The organism is Confluentibacter lentus (genome assembly GCF_002806995.1).
Classification (GTDB): Bacteria; Bacteroidota; Bacteroidia; order Flavobacteriales; family Flavobacteriaceae; genus Confluentibacter; species Confluentibacter lentus.
This window is the reverse complement of sequence record NZ_NIHE01000001.1, coordinates 13,170-28,846: the sequence shown is the minus strand read 5'-3', so window position 1 is coordinate 28,846 and position 15,677 is coordinate 13,170. Positions and strand designations below refer to the sequence as shown.

The 15,677-nt window shown below is 33.9% G+C and carries 17 protein-coding genes and 1 tRNA gene; 10 read left to right on the top strand and 8 right to left on the bottom strand.

The window, feature by feature from the left end:
• The first annotated feature begins 55 nt into the window (after window positions 1-55).
• From CDH50_RS00155 to CDH50_RS00120, 8 genes are all read left to right on the top strand, one after another.
• The gene (locus CDH50_RS00155) at window positions 56-910 is read left to right on the top strand and encodes a universal stress protein (protein ID WP_100609876.1); all 855 of its coding nucleotides are present in this window, start codon (window positions 56-58) and stop codon (window positions 908-910) included.
• Window positions 911-921: 11 nt separating this feature from the next.
• Complete coding sequence (locus tag CDH50_RS00150) at window positions 922-1,320, top strand: hypothetical protein (protein ID WP_100609875.1); 399 nt, start codon at window positions 922-924, stop codon at window positions 1,318-1,320.
• 26 nt (window positions 1,321-1,346) lie between these two features.
• On the top strand, window positions 1,347-2,183 hold the full coding sequence (locus CDH50_RS00145; protein ID WP_100609874.1) for an ATP cone domain-containing protein: 837 nt from the start codon (window positions 1,347-1,349) through the stop codon (window positions 2,181-2,183).
• A 4-nt stretch (window positions 2,184-2,187) separates the two neighbouring features.
• Window positions 2,188-3,561, top strand: a complete 1,374-nt coding sequence (locus CDH50_RS00140; protein WP_100609873.1) for an MBL fold metallo-hydrolase RNA specificity domain-containing protein — start codon at window positions 2,188-2,190, stop codon at window positions 3,559-3,561.
• Window positions 3,562-3,741: 180 nt separating this feature from the next.
• Window positions 3,742-4,191, top strand: coding sequence for an Hsp20/alpha crystallin family protein (locus CDH50_RS00135; RefSeq protein ID WP_100609872.1), 450 nt, complete (start codon window positions 3,742-3,744; stop codon window positions 4,189-4,191).
• 63 nt (window positions 4,192-4,254) lie between these two features.
• Entirely contained in the window at window positions 4,255-4,701 is a 447-nt protein-coding gene (locus CDH50_RS00130) for a hypothetical protein (protein ID WP_157804916.1), read from the top strand.
• Window positions 4,702-4,808: 107 nt separating this feature from the next.
• A complete protein-coding gene (locus CDH50_RS00125; RefSeq protein ID WP_100609870.1) occupies window positions 4,809-5,468 on the top strand; it encodes a hypothetical protein in 660 nt (219 codons plus the stop codon).
• A gap of 222 nt (window positions 5,469-5,690) precedes the next feature.
• The gene (locus CDH50_RS00120) at window positions 5,691-8,216 is read left to right on the top strand and encodes a cation-translocating P-type ATPase (protein WP_198513412.1); all 2,526 of its coding nucleotides are present in this window, start codon (window positions 5,691-5,693) and stop codon (window positions 8,214-8,216) included.
• A gap of 17 nt (window positions 8,217-8,233) precedes the next feature.
• On the opposite strand, the gene CDH50_RS00115 is transcribed toward CDH50_RS00120, so the two are convergent.
• The 3 genes from CDH50_RS00115 to CDH50_RS00105 all read right to left on the bottom strand — a co-directional run bounded on the left by CDH50_RS00115 (window position 8,234) and on the right by CDH50_RS00105 (window position 9,978).
• Window positions 8,234-9,157 (bottom strand): 1-phosphofructokinase family hexose kinase, encoded by a 924-nt coding sequence (locus tag CDH50_RS00115; protein ID WP_100609869.1) that lies wholly within the window; start codon window positions 9,155-9,157, stop codon window positions 8,234-8,236.
• Between the two features lie 94 nt (window positions 9,158-9,251).
• A complete protein-coding gene (locus CDH50_RS00110; protein ID WP_100609868.1) occupies window positions 9,252-9,701 on the bottom strand; it encodes a pyridoxamine 5'-phosphate oxidase family protein in 450 nt (149 codons plus the stop codon).
• A gap of 204 nt (window positions 9,702-9,905) precedes the next feature.
• Window positions 9,906-9,978: transfer RNA gene (locus tag CDH50_RS00105), tRNA-Lys, on the bottom strand.
• 127 nt (window positions 9,979-10,105) lie between these two features.
• Here CDH50_RS00105 and CDH50_RS00100 point away from each other — a divergent pair.
• On the top strand, window positions 10,106-10,627 hold the full coding sequence (locus tag CDH50_RS00100; protein ID WP_100609867.1) for a shikimate kinase: 522 nt from the start codon (window positions 10,106-10,108) through the stop codon (window positions 10,625-10,627).
• Here CDH50_RS00100 and CDH50_RS00095 read toward each other — a convergent pair.
• Window positions 10,619-11,122, bottom strand: a complete 504-nt coding sequence (locus tag CDH50_RS00095) for a phosphoribosyltransferase domain-containing protein (RefSeq protein WP_100609866.1) — start codon at window positions 11,120-11,122, stop codon at window positions 10,619-10,621. The two genes, CDH50_RS00100 and CDH50_RS00095, sit on opposite strands and share 9 nt — an antisense overlap.
• 93 nt (window positions 11,123-11,215) lie before the next feature.
• Complete coding sequence (locus CDH50_RS00090) at window positions 11,216-11,593, bottom strand: RNA-binding S4 domain-containing protein (protein WP_100609865.1); 378 nt, start codon at window positions 11,591-11,593, stop codon at window positions 11,216-11,218.
• 137 nt (window positions 11,594-11,730) lie between these two features.
• On the opposite strand from CDH50_RS00090, the gene CDH50_RS00085 reads away from it, so the two are divergent.
• Window positions 11,731-12,798, top strand: a complete 1,068-nt coding sequence (locus tag CDH50_RS00085; RefSeq protein ID WP_100609864.1) for an FKBP-type peptidyl-prolyl cis-trans isomerase — start codon at window positions 11,731-11,733, stop codon at window positions 12,796-12,798.
• 77 nt (window positions 12,799-12,875) lie between these two features.
• Here CDH50_RS00085 and CDH50_RS00080 read toward each other — a convergent pair whose 3' ends face one another.
• From CDH50_RS00080 to CDH50_RS00070, 3 genes are all read right to left on the bottom strand, one after another.
• Window positions 12,876-13,490 (bottom strand): outer membrane beta-barrel protein, encoded by a 615-nt coding sequence (locus CDH50_RS00080; RefSeq protein WP_100609863.1) that lies wholly within the window; start codon window positions 13,488-13,490, stop codon window positions 12,876-12,878.
• Between the two features lie 195 nt (window positions 13,491-13,685).
• A complete protein-coding gene (locus CDH50_RS00075) occupies window positions 13,686-14,639 on the bottom strand; it encodes a transketolase family protein (RefSeq protein ID WP_100609862.1) in 954 nt (317 codons plus the stop codon).
• A gap of 20 nt (window positions 14,640-14,659) precedes the next feature.
• The gene (locus tag CDH50_RS00070; RefSeq protein WP_100609861.1) at window positions 14,660-15,505 is read right to left on the bottom strand and encodes a transketolase; all 846 of its coding nucleotides are present in this window, start codon (window positions 15,503-15,505) and stop codon (window positions 14,660-14,662) included.
• Window positions 15,506-15,677: the final 172 nt, after the last annotated feature.

Below are 15,677 nucleotides of genomic sequence, written 5' to 3'. Positions count from 1 at the left end.
CCGTAAAGTATATTCTCAATTAAATTTATTACACAATCAATTAAATTGAAATAGGATGACACGCAAGATTTTATTACCAACAGATTTTTCAAGCAATGCGTTACGGGCCATTAATTATGCTTTGGAACTTTATAAAGATGAACCCTGTCTTTTTTATCTTTTAAACGTTTTTACTGTGTCTTCAAATGTTATGGATAGTCTCATTAACATGGAGCCGGGAAGTGAATTGTACGAAACGGCAAAATCAAATTCCGAAATTGGACTTTCAAACGTTTTGAACTCTGTTGCGTTTGGGGAAAACGGAAACCCGAAGCACAGTTTTCAGACTATTTCAACATTTAACAGTCCATTGGAAGCCATTAAGCATGCTGTAGAGAAAAACGATATCGAACTTATTGTGATGGGCACAAAAGGTGAAACAAAATCAAGAACCAGTGTTTTTGGAAGTGTAGCAGTTAATGTTATGGAGAAAGTGAGAAACTGTCCAGTAATTGTGGTTCCCGAATTGGCAAAACTACAGTTGCCAAAGGAAATTGTATTTCCAACCAGTTACAAAACACATTTTAAAAAACGGGAGTTAAATTATTTAATCGACATCGCCCAGAAATGTAAGGCCTCAATAAAAGTATTGCACGTAGCCAACGAAGAGATATTAAATGAAGAACAATTTAATGGCAAAAAACTTTTAGCGGAATATTTTGAAGGTGTAAACCATTCATTTCATTTTTTGAGCCACAATTCTGTTCCGGAGGCCATTAATTGTTTTGTTGAAAGTAGGGAAAGCGAAATGGTTGCGTTTATAAATAAAAAACATGCTTTTTTTGGAAGTATTTTTACCCAGCCATTGGTAAAAGAAATCAGTTTTGATTCTAAAGTTCCCATTTTAGTGATGCATGATTTAAGAAATTAAAACTTTAAAAAATGAAAAATATAGGTGTTTGGTTAGATAAAAAGAAAGCGCTTATCGTTACCATAGAAAACGATATGGAAACCGTAAAAACAATCCATTCTGACTTGGATAATTATAATATTAAGTCAAATAGACATGTTGGAGGGGCAAAAGAAATCGTCAAGGATATGAAATATTTAGAAAGGGAAAAACATCAGTTTAAAACCTACTTCAAGGATATAACGCAAGAGATAAAAAATGCAGATGCCTTAGTCATTTTTGGGCCTGCGGAAACCTATGAAAAATTTACAAAAGAGCTGGAAGAAAACTATAAAACGATCAGTGAAAAAATTAAAGGTATTAGAAAGGCTGATAGTATGACTGATAATCAGGTGGTGGCTTGGGTAAGGGATTTTTTTGAATCTAAATAAACGTATTAGTATAAATTTTTAAACATATGGGTGCTGATTTTGAAGTCATTAAATCTTCAGGTGAAAAAGTAAAATTTTCATTGGATAAGTTGCGTTCATCCTTAAGTAAATCTGGTGCAGACAATCAAACAATAAACCAAATTATAGATAAAGTAAGGGATGAACTGTATAATGGTATCTCTACAAAGGAAATTTATAACCGAGCATTTGCCTTGCTCAAAAAAAAGGGAGGTTATCTAGCATCAAAGTACAAACTTAAAAAAGCAATTTATGAGTTGGGACCCACAGGCTATCCTTTTGAACGCTTTATAAGCGCTATTTTAAAATATTCAGGCTATCAAACCCTAGTTGGTGAAATTTTACATGGACAATGTGTTACTCATGAAATAGATGTAGTTGCCCATAAAAACGGAACCACTACTGTAATTGAATGTAAATTCCATAGTGAGGAAGGACGAAATTGCAATGTAAAAGTGCCTTTGTATATTGCTTCACGTTATAAAGATGTTAAAGCGCATTGGGATTCTAAACCCCACAATACTAAGTTAAATGAAGGTTGGGTGGTTACAAACACACGTTTTACAGAAGATGCGTTGCAATATGGTAAATGTGCTGGCTTGTATTTGTTGAGTTGGGATTATCCAAAAAATGATGGTTTAAGAGATCGTATAGATCGATTGGGATTATATCCTATAACCGTTTCAACCTTATTGAGCAGTCGCGAAAAACAGTTTTTATTAAGCAGGGATGTTGTACTCTGTAGAGATTTAATAGATGATGTTTTTTTTCTGGATCATTTAGGTGTATCCGATATCCGGAAAGAAAAAATACTGAATGAGGTAAACATGCTATGTAAACATTGATGCCATGGATAATTATGTAAATGTGTCTTTTTTAGGAGCTTCTGGTGTAGTTACGGGCTCAAAATTTCTAATCGAAACTTCTGATAAAAATATTTTGATTGATTGTGGCATGTTTCAAGGCCTTAAAGAGCTTCGGGAACTCAATTGGGGTAATCTTCCTATTGATGTAAGCGCTATCGATTTGGTGTTGTTAACTCATGGGCATTTAGATCATGTTGGGTATTTACCGCGATTGGTAAAGCAAGGTTTTAAAGGCAAAATAATAGGTACGGCACCAACTCTGGCTATTGCAGAAATCATTTTAAAGGACAGCGCAAAAATACAGGAGGAAGAGGCCGAAAAAGCAAATAAAGAAAGCTACACCAAACATCATCCTGCCTTGCCATTTTATACCCTAGAGGATGTTGAAAAAACAACCCAAATGTTTCAAGTGGAAATGGAAGATAAATGGATTCATCTATCGGAACACATATCGTATCGTTTTCAATATAACGGACATATTCTTGGGGCGACATTCATAGAAATGGAAATCCATGCCAAACGTTTTGTGTTTTCTGGTGATATTGGAAGAACCAACGATTATTTGCTAAATGACCCTAAACGACCCGAATGGGCAGATTTCCTTTTTTTGGAAAGTACTTATGGTAATAAGCTTCATCCGTCTGAAGATGTCGAGGCCGTGCTTTCGGAAATAATTATTGACACCATTCACAAAAAAGGCAATGTAATCATCCCAAGTTTTGCAGTCGAGCGCCTTCAGACGTTGATGTACATCCTCTGGAAACTGTATCAAAAGAACAAAATACCAAATATTCCTATTTTTATGGATAGCCCCATGGGAAGCAATGTTTTACAGCTTTTTAATCACTTTGCAAAATGGCACAAGCTTTCAAGTTCCGATATAACAGCCATGAGCCATCATGTAAACATTGTACAATCGTATAAAGAAACCTGGGAAACCATAGACGACAAACGCTCTAAAATTGTTATTGCGGGAAGTGGGATGGTTACAGGTGGACGGGTATTGACCTATTTGCAACAGCTCATTGACGACCCATCTACCACGGTTTTAATGGTCGGTTATCAAGCAGAAGGCACTCGTGGAAGGCAATTGTTGGATGGTGCTCACGAAATCAAATTGTTTGGTAAATACTATCCAGTGAAAGCTACCGTAAAACATCTTGAGAGTCTGTCTGCCCATGCCGATCAGGAAGAGCTGATTCATTGGATGGGCGGCATCAAAAGTATTCCTGAAAAAGTTTATCTCATCCATGGAGAACCATCAGCTTTAGAAGCTTTAAGGGTGAAAATTAAAGATGTGTATCATTGGAATGTTAGCATACCTAAATTATTTGATGTGGAAAAAATAATCATATAAAAAGGTGATTGCCGAAACTTACAAATTAGCATCACAAATTAATGTCTTCGCAATAATGGAAAATAATCAGATTTAAGAGTGCTTAAATTTGATTATCAGACTGATATTTATCATTTCCATCAGCGTTTTAGTGTCGTAAATTTATGTCATAACATGGTTTAATTAAAAAAACATAAAATTATGACACTGGTGAAATTTAACAACAGAAACAGATTGTTCCCATGGAATAATGGTGGATTGAGAAGCCTTTTAGACTATGACCCTTTTATTAACGATGATTTATTGGATGAAGATAGTTTCATGCCAGCAATGAACGTTAAAGAACATGACAAGGATTTTGAAATTGAGTTTGCAGCCCCTGGATTTTCAAAAAAAGATTTTGACATAAGCATTGATGGTGATATACTTCATGTTTGTGGAGAAAAAAGTATGGAAAAAGAGGAAAAAGACGATGACTATACTCGTAAAGAATTTAGTTACAACTCTTTTAAAAGATCCCTAAAATTACCTGAAAATGTAAATGCAGATAAAAAAGTAAAGGCTAGTTACAATGATGGTATTCTAAAATTAAATCTTCTTAAAAAAGAAGAATCCAAAACCACGCCTAAAAAGAAAATCGAAATTCTTTGAGTATGTTATTAAGGCAGAAAGTTAATTGAGGGATTGCTTTCTGCCTTGTTAAAAAAAACTGTCATGAATACACAATTTAAAACAAAACATGTAGAATGGTTCAGTGCAGAAGATATGTATCGACAAGTACACGATTGGCTATCTGAATTAGAATTTGTAAAAGATGAACACCATTTCTTTGAAGATTTAGTAAAAACATATACCCTTCAAATAATTGACGCCAAAAAATTCTCTGAATACCAAAAAATTATTGACTCTATAAAACATTCTGAAAAAAGAAACAACGCTCTTATTGATGCTATCAAAGTCCATAGCAATGAACTTCAAATAATGATTGATGGTGTTAATCAGCCCAAAGAGGAGGGTGTTTATAAAAAAGAACATAGAAATCTTATTGTCTTGGTCAGTGAATTTTTGAAAGACTACCAATCATTAAAGTCCAAGTTATTTGAGGCGGTTAAGGATATACTTAAAAAAGATAAGCAGCAGCGTTTGCTTGAAAAGCGATAAAAAGTATAAATTATGAAACACCTATGGCATTCATTTACGAATATGATTGTTAAGGGTGTTTCTAACAATAAGTGTCGGGATGACAATCAAAAAATAAAAATAAACAAATGAAATCATTAATCTTGGTCATATCATTTTTACTGCTATCTAGTTGTTCCGTGGAGCTTGTTGATTCATGGAAAAATCCAGAAATATCAACCTACTATCCATCTAAAGTATTAATAATAGGTATGACTTCAAACATAACTGCAAGGCAAGAGTTTGAAAATCAATTAAAAGGGACATTTGAATTAAGAGGGTCTGAAGCGATTACTAGTATGGTCTTTTTTGACCCATCGATGATTACTGAGAAAATAGATGAGGCTCAGATGGACGATTTGGAGGCTAAGTTATTGGATGAGGGCTTTGATACCATTTTATTCACTAAAGTAATTGGAGTGGATGATAAGATTAGGTATAAACAAGATTATGATGGTTTTGATTCAACTTATAAAAAGTTCAAGGAAGAATACCTTATGTATCAAGACATTTATTATAACCCAGACTATTACGAGAATTTCAAATTATACCATACGGAAACGAGCATGTATTGTATTTGCCCCGGTAAAGAAAGAGCCTTAATATGGAAGGCATATATCGATATAACTGACCCAAAGAATGTGCAGGGTATTATCACTGAATATGTTAACCTAATTATTATTGCTTTGGAGGAAGAACAGTTAATCACGCCCTTAAATCAAGAAGAAACAGGGGATATTGCTATATGATTTATTGAATAAATAATAGTATACAAGATGTTGTTCTTAATACTGTTTAGATAGTTATGTCGAGATTAATAAATTTTGCTTGCGGAACTACAATTATAAATAAACCATTAAAAGAGATTAAATCATTAGAGAAGTAAAGATTGATTGAAAGAAAAGAATATCAGTTGATTTTCTAAAGCCTTTATTCCTTAAATTAGATACCGTGCTTAATCAATTATGCCAATGATTTCAGTAGAGAATTTCAATATTAAAGGTCTTTCAAGTAATGAAGTACTTAAATCAAGGAAGCAATTTGGTGGTAATAGCACCAATTTCAAAAGGGAAAATGAGCTTGTAAGGGCTCTTAAAAGTTTATTAAAAGAACCAATGGTTATTCTACTGTTGGTTACAGCAAGTATTTATTTTATAACGGGTAATGTAGGGGATGGTGTTTTTCTCTCTGTTGCCATCGTTTTAGTGTCTACAATCTCCCTGTATCAGGATTCCAAAAGTCGTAATGCATTAGAAAAATTAAAAGACCTTACGAAGCCGCACAGCAAGGTTATTAGGAATGGGGAAGTCGTGGATATCAAAAGCGAAGATATTGTTATTGGCGATGCCTTGATTGTTGAAGAGGGCTATTCAATAGCGGCAGATGGAACCATCATTCATTCCAATGACTTTTCGGTCAACGAGTCCCTTCTTACTGGAGAATCACTCGCAGTTTACAAGGACAAAGACAAAGCAGAGCATTTTGTGTATCAAGGTACCACTGTTGCTAGTGGCTTGGCTATTGCCACTGTTAGCGCTATCGGTGAAAAGACCGAATTAGGTAAAATTGGAAAGAGTCTAGAAAGCATAGAAGAAGAAAAAACACCTATTGAAATTCAAATCCAGAATTTCATCAAAAAGATGGTTGTTGCTGGAGTGGTCATTTTTATTGGTGTTTGGGTTCTGAATTATTTTCGAACTTATGATATTTTAGATAGTTTATTGAAATCGTTGACTTTGGCAATGAGCATCTTACCAGAAGAAATTCCCATAGCCTTTACTACGTTTATGGCTTTGGGCACCTATAGATTATTAAAAATGGGCATCGTTGTAAAACAAATGAAAACTGTTGAAACCCTAGGAAGTGCCACAACCATTTGCGTTGATAAAACAGGGACTATTACCAAAAACGACATGAGCCTTGTTAAAATATATTCCTTAAAATCGAATAGCATTTCAGATGCTGATTCATCTGCATTTACAGCAGATGAAAAAGAATTAATAGCGCTCGCCATGTGGGCCAGTGAACCTATACCATTTGATGCTATGGAAATGGCCTTGCACGATGCCTATTCCAAAACGGTTTATGAAGATGAGCGTCCAAAATATAAAATGGTTCACGAATATCCTTTAGGCGGAACGCCTCCTATGATGACCCATATTTTTGAGAACGATAATGGCAAACGTATCATCGCGGCGAAAGGTGCGCCAGAAGCCATCATGAATGTGTCCGAACTTTCAGAAAATGAAAAAAAACAAATCAATGATAATATCAAAAGTTTGGCATCCAATGGGTATCGTTTATTGGCTGTAGGAATATCTGATTTTTCCGGAAATGATTTTCCATCAAATCAGCAAGATTTCAAATTTAATTTCAAAGGAATTGTCGCCTTCTATGATCCGCCAAAATCTAATATTCAATCCGTTTTCAAAGCTTTTTATGACGCTGGAATTAAAGTAAAAATAATTACAGGTGATAATGAAAATACGGCGCTTGCCATAGCAAAACAAATACATTTCAAACATGATGACAAACATATTTCCGGAAGTGAATTAATGAATTTATCGGAAATAGAATTGCAATCCGCCTCCACAGATAATTATTTGTTTACTAGAATGTTCCCGGATGCGAAATTGAAAATTGTCAATGCTTTAAAAGCGCAAAATGAAATTATAGCCATGACAGGCGATGGCATCAACGATGCGCCTGCTTTAAAATCCGCTCATATTGGTATTGCCATGGGCAAGAGGGGTACCGAGATTGCAAAACAGGCCGCTTCCATTATCCTGGTGGAAGATGATTTATCAAAAATGATTGATGCCATTGCTATGGGGCGTAAAATTTATGCAAATCTCAAAAAGGCGATTCAGTACATCATATCCATTCACATTCCCATTATTCTAACTGTTTTCATTCCTTTGGCGTTGGGATGGGTGTATCCTAATATTTTTTCGCCGGTACATGTTATTTTGTTGGAATTGATTATGGGGCCAACATGTTCCATCATTTATGAAAATGAACCGATGGAAAAGAACATCATGCAGCAAAAACCACGTCCTTTTACACATACTTTTTTAAATTTTAAGGAACTCACAACAAGTATTTTTCAAGGCTTGATGATTACGGGTGGTATCCTACTTATATATCAATATGCAGTTTATAGTGACTACGGAGAATCATTGACCCGTACCATGGTTTTTTTAACACTGATTGTTTCAAACATGACGCTAACTTTGGTCAATCGTTCATTCTTTTATTCGGTCATAACCACTTTGGGGTATAAAAATAAATTGGTACCACTTATAATTGGCATTACGATTTTTATAACGACATTATTCATTTTTGTAGAGCCTTTTATAGGGTTTTTGAAATTTGAAAGACTATCCATGACCCAAGTATTTTTGAGCTTTGTCACTGGATTTTTATTCGTTATTTGGTATGAAATCCTAAAATGGTATAAAAGAAAACAACCAGCTTCAATAGTAGCAAGCCATTAAGTAAGATAACGTTTAATTTACTTCAGCATTTTCATAACATTGTCAATATTTGATTTACTGGCAAGATTGGTTCCTTCACTCATGGTTGTGGCCACCCCACACGCAACACCCCATTTTAAAATGTCATTTACCGAAAAATCATTCTTGATTCCATAAATTAATCCTGCAACCATACTATCGCCCGCACCAATGGTGCTTTTTACTGTTATGGATGGCGTGGATTGATAAACAATGCCTTCTTTGGATGCCATAAAGGCACCTCTTGCGCCTAAAGAAACCACAATATATAGTGCTTTGCCTGATGCTACCATTTCTAAAGCAAAGGCTTCTTGTTCTGTACTTGATAAAAATTCCTTGCCTGCCCATTGCGCCAATTCTCTTTGATTGGGTTTTACCAAAAACACCTTTTCTTTAAGAGCTTCGGTAAGTGCGGGGCCAGAAGTATCAATGACAATCTTTATGTTTTTGTGGGATACATGTTTGATTAATCTCGCATAATAATCTGCCGGCACGTTTTGAGGAAGGCTTCCGCTTAAAACAAGGATATCGCCATTATTAAGATATTTATCTAGCGTCGATTTTATTTCATCGAGTTCCGCATCCTGTAAACCGTTACTCGGCATTCCAAAACGATATTGAAAATTGGTTTTTGTATCCACTATGGACAGGTTTTCCCTTGTCCATGCTTTTATAGAAATGGTTTTGGGATTAATGCCTTCTTTTAAAAGTAATTCATTAAGATTTTTCCCAGTATCACCACCAGAAGTAAATATACAATGGGTTTGTTCATCAAGCCTATTAAGCACTCTTGAGACATTGATGCCTCCTCCTCCAGGTTGATAAACTATAGAATGGCATTGCAGTTTCTGATCTGGTACAAGACCATCTACTTTGGCACTTTTGTCTAAAGCAGGATTTATGGTAAGTGTTATGATATTCAAAAGTTATAATTTTTAAGATTAGAAATGTTTTAAAACACTTCTAATATAGTTAGAAACTTTTGATTTGTATTCGAAAAAGTTCTTTAAGAATTACTCATCTTTTTTCATACCGACCCGTTTTTTCGATGAGTTTTATTCTGTATACTACACCTTGTAGGGTCTCAATGTATTTTCCATGGGAATCGGTCATAGCATGTTGAATTGTTGTTTCGCCCGTTATTATTGGTGATATGTGATCCATAAGTTTTTGCATGCCCATTTTTCGTTCTTCGAGAGTTTTTAATTCTTCAAATTTACCCCAAGCTATGACGCTTCTCCAATTGCTCATGTTTTCTATAACATCAACTTCGAAACAAACATTAGGGTTTTTACGCATCATGTTTATTTTCATACCTTCTTTTGTATGACCATAAACATAGTTGCCATCATAAGCATATGTTATAGGCACAATGTAGGTCATATTATCAGCATGGCAGCCAACTCTTCCAATTACTTGGCTATACAATAAATGTTCTATTTGGCTTTTTTTTAAGTCTCCTAACATCACACTTAATTTTAAATTTCATTCATAAATGTATGTTAAACGTAACGAAATCAAAATGATATATGTCATTTCGTCTTTTCTTAATAACATTATTTTGACCGGTCTTGGTATGGTTATGCAAAGGGGAAAATCCTAAAAAAATAAAGCCTTGAAAATATGATAATTTTCAAGGCTTCGTAACTACTTGTTGAAAGTTAATTAAAGTGACCGGGCTGGGATTCGAACCCAGGACCCTTTCATTAAAAGTGAAATGCTCTACCGACTGAGCTACCAGGTCTAGTCTCTTTAATGAGGGTGCAAATATAAAATGTTTAATTAATAAAACAATGCTTTTTTTGTATAATTTTTTGTTTTTTTGCCTGACGAATATCTATGTTTTTAAGAATCAATTTAAAAGCCAAATAATGAATGTAATATTAATTGGGTATATGGCTTCTGGAAAGTCAACTATAGGAAAGATTTTAGCAAATAAATTGAATTACGATTTTATTGATTTAGATGATTATATCGAAAAAGAGGAGCAAACTTCCATTGTAAATATTTTTAAATCTAAAGGAGAAATTTATTTTAGGAAGTTGGAAACAGCGCATTTAAAAACAATTTTAAAGAATAAAAGCAACATGGTTTTATCACTTGGAGGTGGTACGCCTTGCTATGGAAACAATATGGATGTTATTTTAAACGATGCTAATTCTAAAAGTATTTACTTAAAAACTGGGATTCCTGAATTGGTTAGTAGATTAAAAAATGAAAAATCCAAACGCCCTTTAATAGCTCATATAAAAACTGACGATTTGCTTACTGAGTTTATTGGTAAACATTTATTTGAACGCTCCCAATTTTATAATTTAGCGGAAACAAAAATTACAACCGATAACAAAACGGAAGCAGATATTGTAGAAGAATTGCTTTTAAATTTATTCTAAAAAGGCCTCAAAAGATTTTCCATCTAAATTGATATGCACATGTTCGTGTAATGAAGTAGATAACGAAATGCCTTTAAAATCGGCCTTAACGGGATATTTTTTATGGTTTCTATTTACCAATACGGCCGTTTTAAATTGTTTTAATGGCACATTCAAAAAATGTTTTACGCCATAAATGAGTGTCGTTCCAGAATTCAATACATCGTCAACCAATACCAACGATTTGTTTTTGTAATCATCAGGAGAGAGAGAGGTTTTAATATCCAGCCATGGATTTTTTTTATCAATCGTTACTTTGCAAAGTATGACGTCGATATCCGATATTTTTTGAAGAACCGATTTCAATTTTTTAGCAAAAATATAGCCATTACTATCTATGCCAGCCAAAACAACTTCTTTTTCATTCACATTTGCTTCATAAATTTGAAATGCAATGCGCCTAATTTTATGATTGATTTCGTCGTGGTTTAGTATAATGTTGTTTTTAACTTCCATAAGTTTTGGTTAAAAAATTAAAAGCATAAAATTACTCATTTTTATCTGTTTAGGTTATTTTTTTCAAATCACATATAAAAATAAAATGAAAAGTCATTCATTAGATGCTTCATCGTTGTATTCGTCTATATCCCTTCTGTCTTTTTTAGTGGGTCTTCCAACACCTTTTTCTCTGTAATAATCTTTAGCTAATTTTAAAAGTTCTTGTGCATCAAACTGTTCTTTTGGGGTTTTGTCAATTCTATATATATCAACCAATTTGGCGCCAACTCGGCTTTCAGGGAGGTCATTCACGGTAATTTGATATTTGATTTGATTTAATCTAATCTCAATATTGTCCTGCGCATAAACCTCTCTACTAGGTTTTACAATATCATTGTTTACCCTAATATGTCCTTTTTTGCATGCTGTAGTTGCCAACGTTCTGGTTTTATAGTACCTAACACACCATAAATACTTATCAATTCGCATATAATAATTATAAAAACTACGTTAATGTTCTTGTGCAAGATTATATTAAAATTGTATCTTGCGACCTCAAAAATAAACAATAATGATGCATTTACTGCCTAAATTTGTAAATGTTGATTGAATATATATTGTATTGTATGAAATTAGAAAAAAACAATAGAAAATTGCAAATGAATTTAGGAAAAATAGGATTGCTTATTTTGTTTTTGACACTGGGTTTAACGTCTTGTAAAAAAGATGATGATGATGATACAGCTGTAACACCTCCGAGAGACAGAGGTGAACAACAGATTATAGACAAAGATTCTTTGATTGGCTATTTGGAAACCCATTATTATAATTCTGCTGATTTTGAAGCAAATCCAAACCCAAGTATTTCAGATCTTATTATCACTGAATTGGCTAATGGTGAAGAAGTTCCTGATGGACATACTATACTCAAGGATTCTCCCAAGCTTTCTATAAAAACAGTAACATATGCTTCCACAGAATACGAATTTTATGTGCTTAAATTAAATCAAGGAGGTGGAGAGGATATGCCAACTTTTGCTGATAACGTTTTTGTTACTTATGAGGGTTTTACTTTAGATAATGAAATATTTGATAGTGCGGTGACTCCAATAACATTCAGTTTAACTGAATTAATCCCTGGCTGGAGAAAAGTATTGCCAGATTTTAATACTGCGGAATCTTTTGTTGATGCCGAAGATGGTACTGTAAATTATATAAATAAAGGGATAGGTGTTATGTTTTTACCTTCTGGTTTAGGATATTTTTCTAATACACAATCAGATATCCCTGCTTATTCTCCAATAATATTTAAGTTTGAATTGTTAAGAATGTTTCAAAACGATTTTGATGGTGATGGCATACCTTCTTATTTAGAAGATTTGAATGGTGATGGTGAATTTACTGTTAATTTTGAAAATAGAAATGATCCTAATGATGATGATACCGATGGTGATCTTAATCCTGATTATGCAGATACAGATGATGATGGCGATGGTGTTTTAACTAAGGATGAAATTGAAGTTACTACGGTTAACAAACCAACAAGGCAAGAGGTTTTGGATACGGCTTTGCTAACCAATCAAGTACTTCTAAATAAAATTACTAAACAACAAAATGGAACTTATACTGGTACTATAATAACATTCCCAGATACGGATTCAGATGGTATTCCAGATTATTTAGATCCCAAGTAAACGTTCTTAAAAAGGGATGAAAAAAGGCTCACTAGAATTAATTCTAGTGAGCCTTTTGGTTTTTAGTCAATATAAGTTTACAATAGCAATGACAAACTTAAAATAAGTTGTTCGGGTCTGGTGTCTAATCTACTTGTTCCAACACCATTATTACCTATAAAAGTAGCTTCGTTATCACTAAAACCTCGTTCGTATCTTAAATCGATGCCTAACTTATTAATGTTAAGGCCAATTCCAAAATTCAGCCCAACACTAAAATCATTTTCAATATCATCTATCGTAATACCGTTAAAGTCTGAGTCTAAGATATATTGAAACGACGGTCCTGCAAAAACACTAACAGGTCCTAATACTTTAATACCAACCAACAAAGGGGCATCTATTTTTTGCATTTCAAAGCTTTCATTGTCATAATCACTCTTAGTGCTTGTATATACAAGTTCTGGTTTAAAGTATATTTGAGTTCCTATTTTGCCAAATAAACCAATGTGGTAACCAACATTTCTGTCGGGATTTTTAGCATTGCTTCCTATAGACTCAAAATAGTCGCCATTGGCATTGTAGTTTAAACCGCCTTTAATACCAAACCCAGTAGCCGATTGGGCATAGGTAAATGAAGATATTGATACTAAAAATAATGCTAGTAAAATTGTTTTTTTACTAGCATTTAATTTGCTTTTTAAATTTTTCATAAGATTCGTTTTTAATTAGACTTGAGTTTTTTTCTTCTCCAAAAGTATATAGTTCTTATTCTTTATCTTTTATATAATTATTTTTGATTTTTATATAATTTGATAAATGTATTTACACACAATAAAGGATGTAAATTATATACTGATTGAAACGAGATAATGTACTCAATCAAAAACGTTGCCAAACGAATATTATTACTTTCTTTTTATAACTGATAACGATTTTTCAACAATAGCGGCACTATTTAAACCGTATTTATTCATAAGTTGTGCAGGGGTTCCAGATTCACCAAAGGTGTCGTTAGTTGCTACAAATTCTTGTGGCGTTGGATTGTTTAAAGCCAAAACCCTTGCAACACTTTCTCCTAATCCGCCAAGATAGTTATGCTCTTCGGCAGTTACAACACATCCTGTTTTTGCAACCGATTTAAGAATAGCTTCTTCATCTAAAGGTTTAATAGTGTGAATATTGATAACTTCAGCAGAAATGCCTTTTTCAAACAAAACTTTTGAAGCCTCTAAAGCCTCCCAAACCAAATGTCCGGTAGCTACAATAGTAACATCGGTGCCTTCAGTAAGCATAACGGCTTTACCGATTTCAAATTTTTGGTCTTCAGGTGTGAATATAGGCACAACTGGTCTTCCAAAACGTAAATAAACAGGACCATGATGTGCTGCAATAGCGATAGTCGCTGCTTTGGTTTGGTTGTAATCACATGTATTGATAACGGTCATTCCAGGTAGCATTTTCATAAGACCAATGTCTTCAAGGATTTGATGTGTTGCGCCATCTTCGCCCAATGTTAAACCAGCGTGCGATGCACATATTTTCACATTTTTATCTGAATACGCTATCGATTGACGAATTTGATCGTAAACACGACCAGTTGAGAAATTGGCAAACGTACCAGTAAAAGGTATTTTGCCGCCAATGGTTAAACCAGCAGCGATGCCCATCATATTGGCCTCAGCAATTCCTATTTGAAAAAAACGCTCAGGGTTTTCTTCAATAAATTTTTCCATTTTTAAAGAACCAATTAAATCGGCACAAAGCGCCACTACATTAGGGTTTGTTCTTCCTAATTCAGCTAAACCAGCTCCAAAACCGCTCCTTGTATCTTTTTTTTCTGTATATGTATATGTTTTCATGTTCTAAATTGGTCTTATTATTAGTAATCGCCTAAAGTTTCAGGATTTTGTGCTAAACCTTTTGCTAATTGCTCATCATTAGGTGCTTTACCATGCCAAGCGTGTGTGTACATCATAAAGTCTACGCCATGGCCCATAATGGTTTTTAACAATACGCAAACAGGCTTGCCTTTCCCAGTATGGGATTTAGCTTCAGCCATGCCTTTTAAAATGGCTTCAATATTGTTGCCTTGTTCAATCTCAATCACAACCCAGCCAAAAGCTTCAAATTTAGCTTTAATGCTTCCCATTGGTAAAACTTCATCTGTAGAACCATCAATTTGTTGTCCGTTTAAATCGACTGTACAAATGATGTTGTCCACTTTTTTTGCGGCAGCATACATAATGGCTTCCCAATTTTGTCCTTCTTGAAGTTCGCCATCACCATGTAAGGTGTAAACCAAATGGTTGTCGCGATTTAGTTTTTTTGCTTGGGCAGCACCTAAGGCAACAGACATACCTTGGCCTAAAGAACCAGAAGCGATTCTAACACCTGGTAAACCTTCATGAGTTGTTGGGTGTCCTTGTAGGCGGGAATTTAATAATCGGAATGTATTTAATTCTTCAACAGGAAAATAGCCTGCTCTAGATATAACACTATAAAAAACAGGTGAGATATGGCCGTTAGATAAAAAGAAAAGATCTTCCCCAATACCATCCATATCAAAACCTTCTTTTCTTTCCATGATTTCATTATATAATGATACCAAGAATTCTGTACAACCTAATGAACCTCCTGGATGACCAGAGTTTACTTTATGAACCATACGTAAGATGTCTCTTCTAACTTGAATGGTTAAATCTTCTAAATGTTTCGTGTTTGGCATGTCTAATTTGTTAATTTTGCTTGACAAAAATAGGTTATTAAGATAGTTTTACAAAAGATTAATCTTCTATTTTTAAGTAAAAAGCGAGTTTAAAAAAAATTTAAAAGGGTATAGGTTATTTTTAAAATAAAGATGGGGATATTTCAAGGTAATTACTAGTGCATCAGTGTTA

Coding starts and splice junctions, on each gene's coding strand:
- CDH50_RS00155 (WP_100609876.1), top strand. CDS start 56: ATGACACGCAAGATTTTATTACCAACAGATTTTTCAAGCAATGCGTTA.
- CDH50_RS00150 (WP_100609875.1), top strand. CDS start 922: ATGAAAAATATAGGTGTTTGGTTAGATAAAAAGAAAGCGCTTATCGTT.
- CDH50_RS00145 (WP_100609874.1), top strand. CDS start 1,347: ATGGGTGCTGATTTTGAAGTCATTAAATCTTCAGGTGAAAAAGTAAAA.
- CDH50_RS00140 (WP_100609873.1), top strand. CDS start 2,188: ATGGATAATTATGTAAATGTGTCTTTTTTAGGAGCTTCTGGTGTAGTT.
- CDH50_RS00135 (WP_100609872.1), top strand. CDS start 3,742: ATGACACTGGTGAAATTTAACAACAGAAACAGATTGTTCCCATGGAAT.
- CDH50_RS00130 (WP_157804916.1), top strand. CDS start 4,255: ATGAATACACAATTTAAAACAAAACATGTAGAATGGTTCAGTGCAGAA.
- CDH50_RS00125 (WP_100609870.1), top strand. CDS start 4,809: ATGAAATCATTAATCTTGGTCATATCATTTTTACTGCTATCTAGTTGT.
- CDH50_RS00120 (WP_198513412.1), top strand. CDS start 5,691: ATGATTTCAGTAGAGAATTTCAATATTAAAGGTCTTTCAAGTAATGAA.
- CDH50_RS00110 (WP_100609868.1), bottom strand. CDS start 9,701: ATGTTAGGAGACTTAAAAAAAAGCCAAATAGAACATTTATTGTATAGC.
- CDH50_RS00100 (WP_100609867.1), top strand. CDS start 10,106: ATGAATGTAATATTAATTGGGTATATGGCTTCTGGAAAGTCAACTATA.
- CDH50_RS00095 (WP_100609866.1), bottom strand. CDS start 11,122: ATGGAAGTTAAAAACAACATTATACTAAACCACGACGAAATCAATCAT.
- CDH50_RS00090 (WP_100609865.1), bottom strand. CDS start 11,593: ATGCGAATTGATAAGTATTTATGGTGTGTTAGGTACTATAAAACCAGA.
- CDH50_RS00085 (WP_100609864.1), top strand. CDS start 11,731: ATGAAATTAGAAAAAAACAATAGAAAATTGCAAATGAATTTAGGAAAA.
- CDH50_RS00080 (WP_100609863.1), bottom strand. CDS start 13,490: ATGAAAAATTTAAAAAGCAAATTAAATGCTAGTAAAAAAACAATTTTA.
- CDH50_RS00075 (WP_100609862.1), bottom strand. CDS start 14,639: ATGAAAACATATACATATACAGAAAAAAAAGATACAAGGAGCGGTTTT.
- CDH50_RS00070 (WP_100609861.1), bottom strand. CDS start 15,505: ATGCCAAACACGAAACATTTAGAAGATTTAACCATTCAAGTTAGAAGA.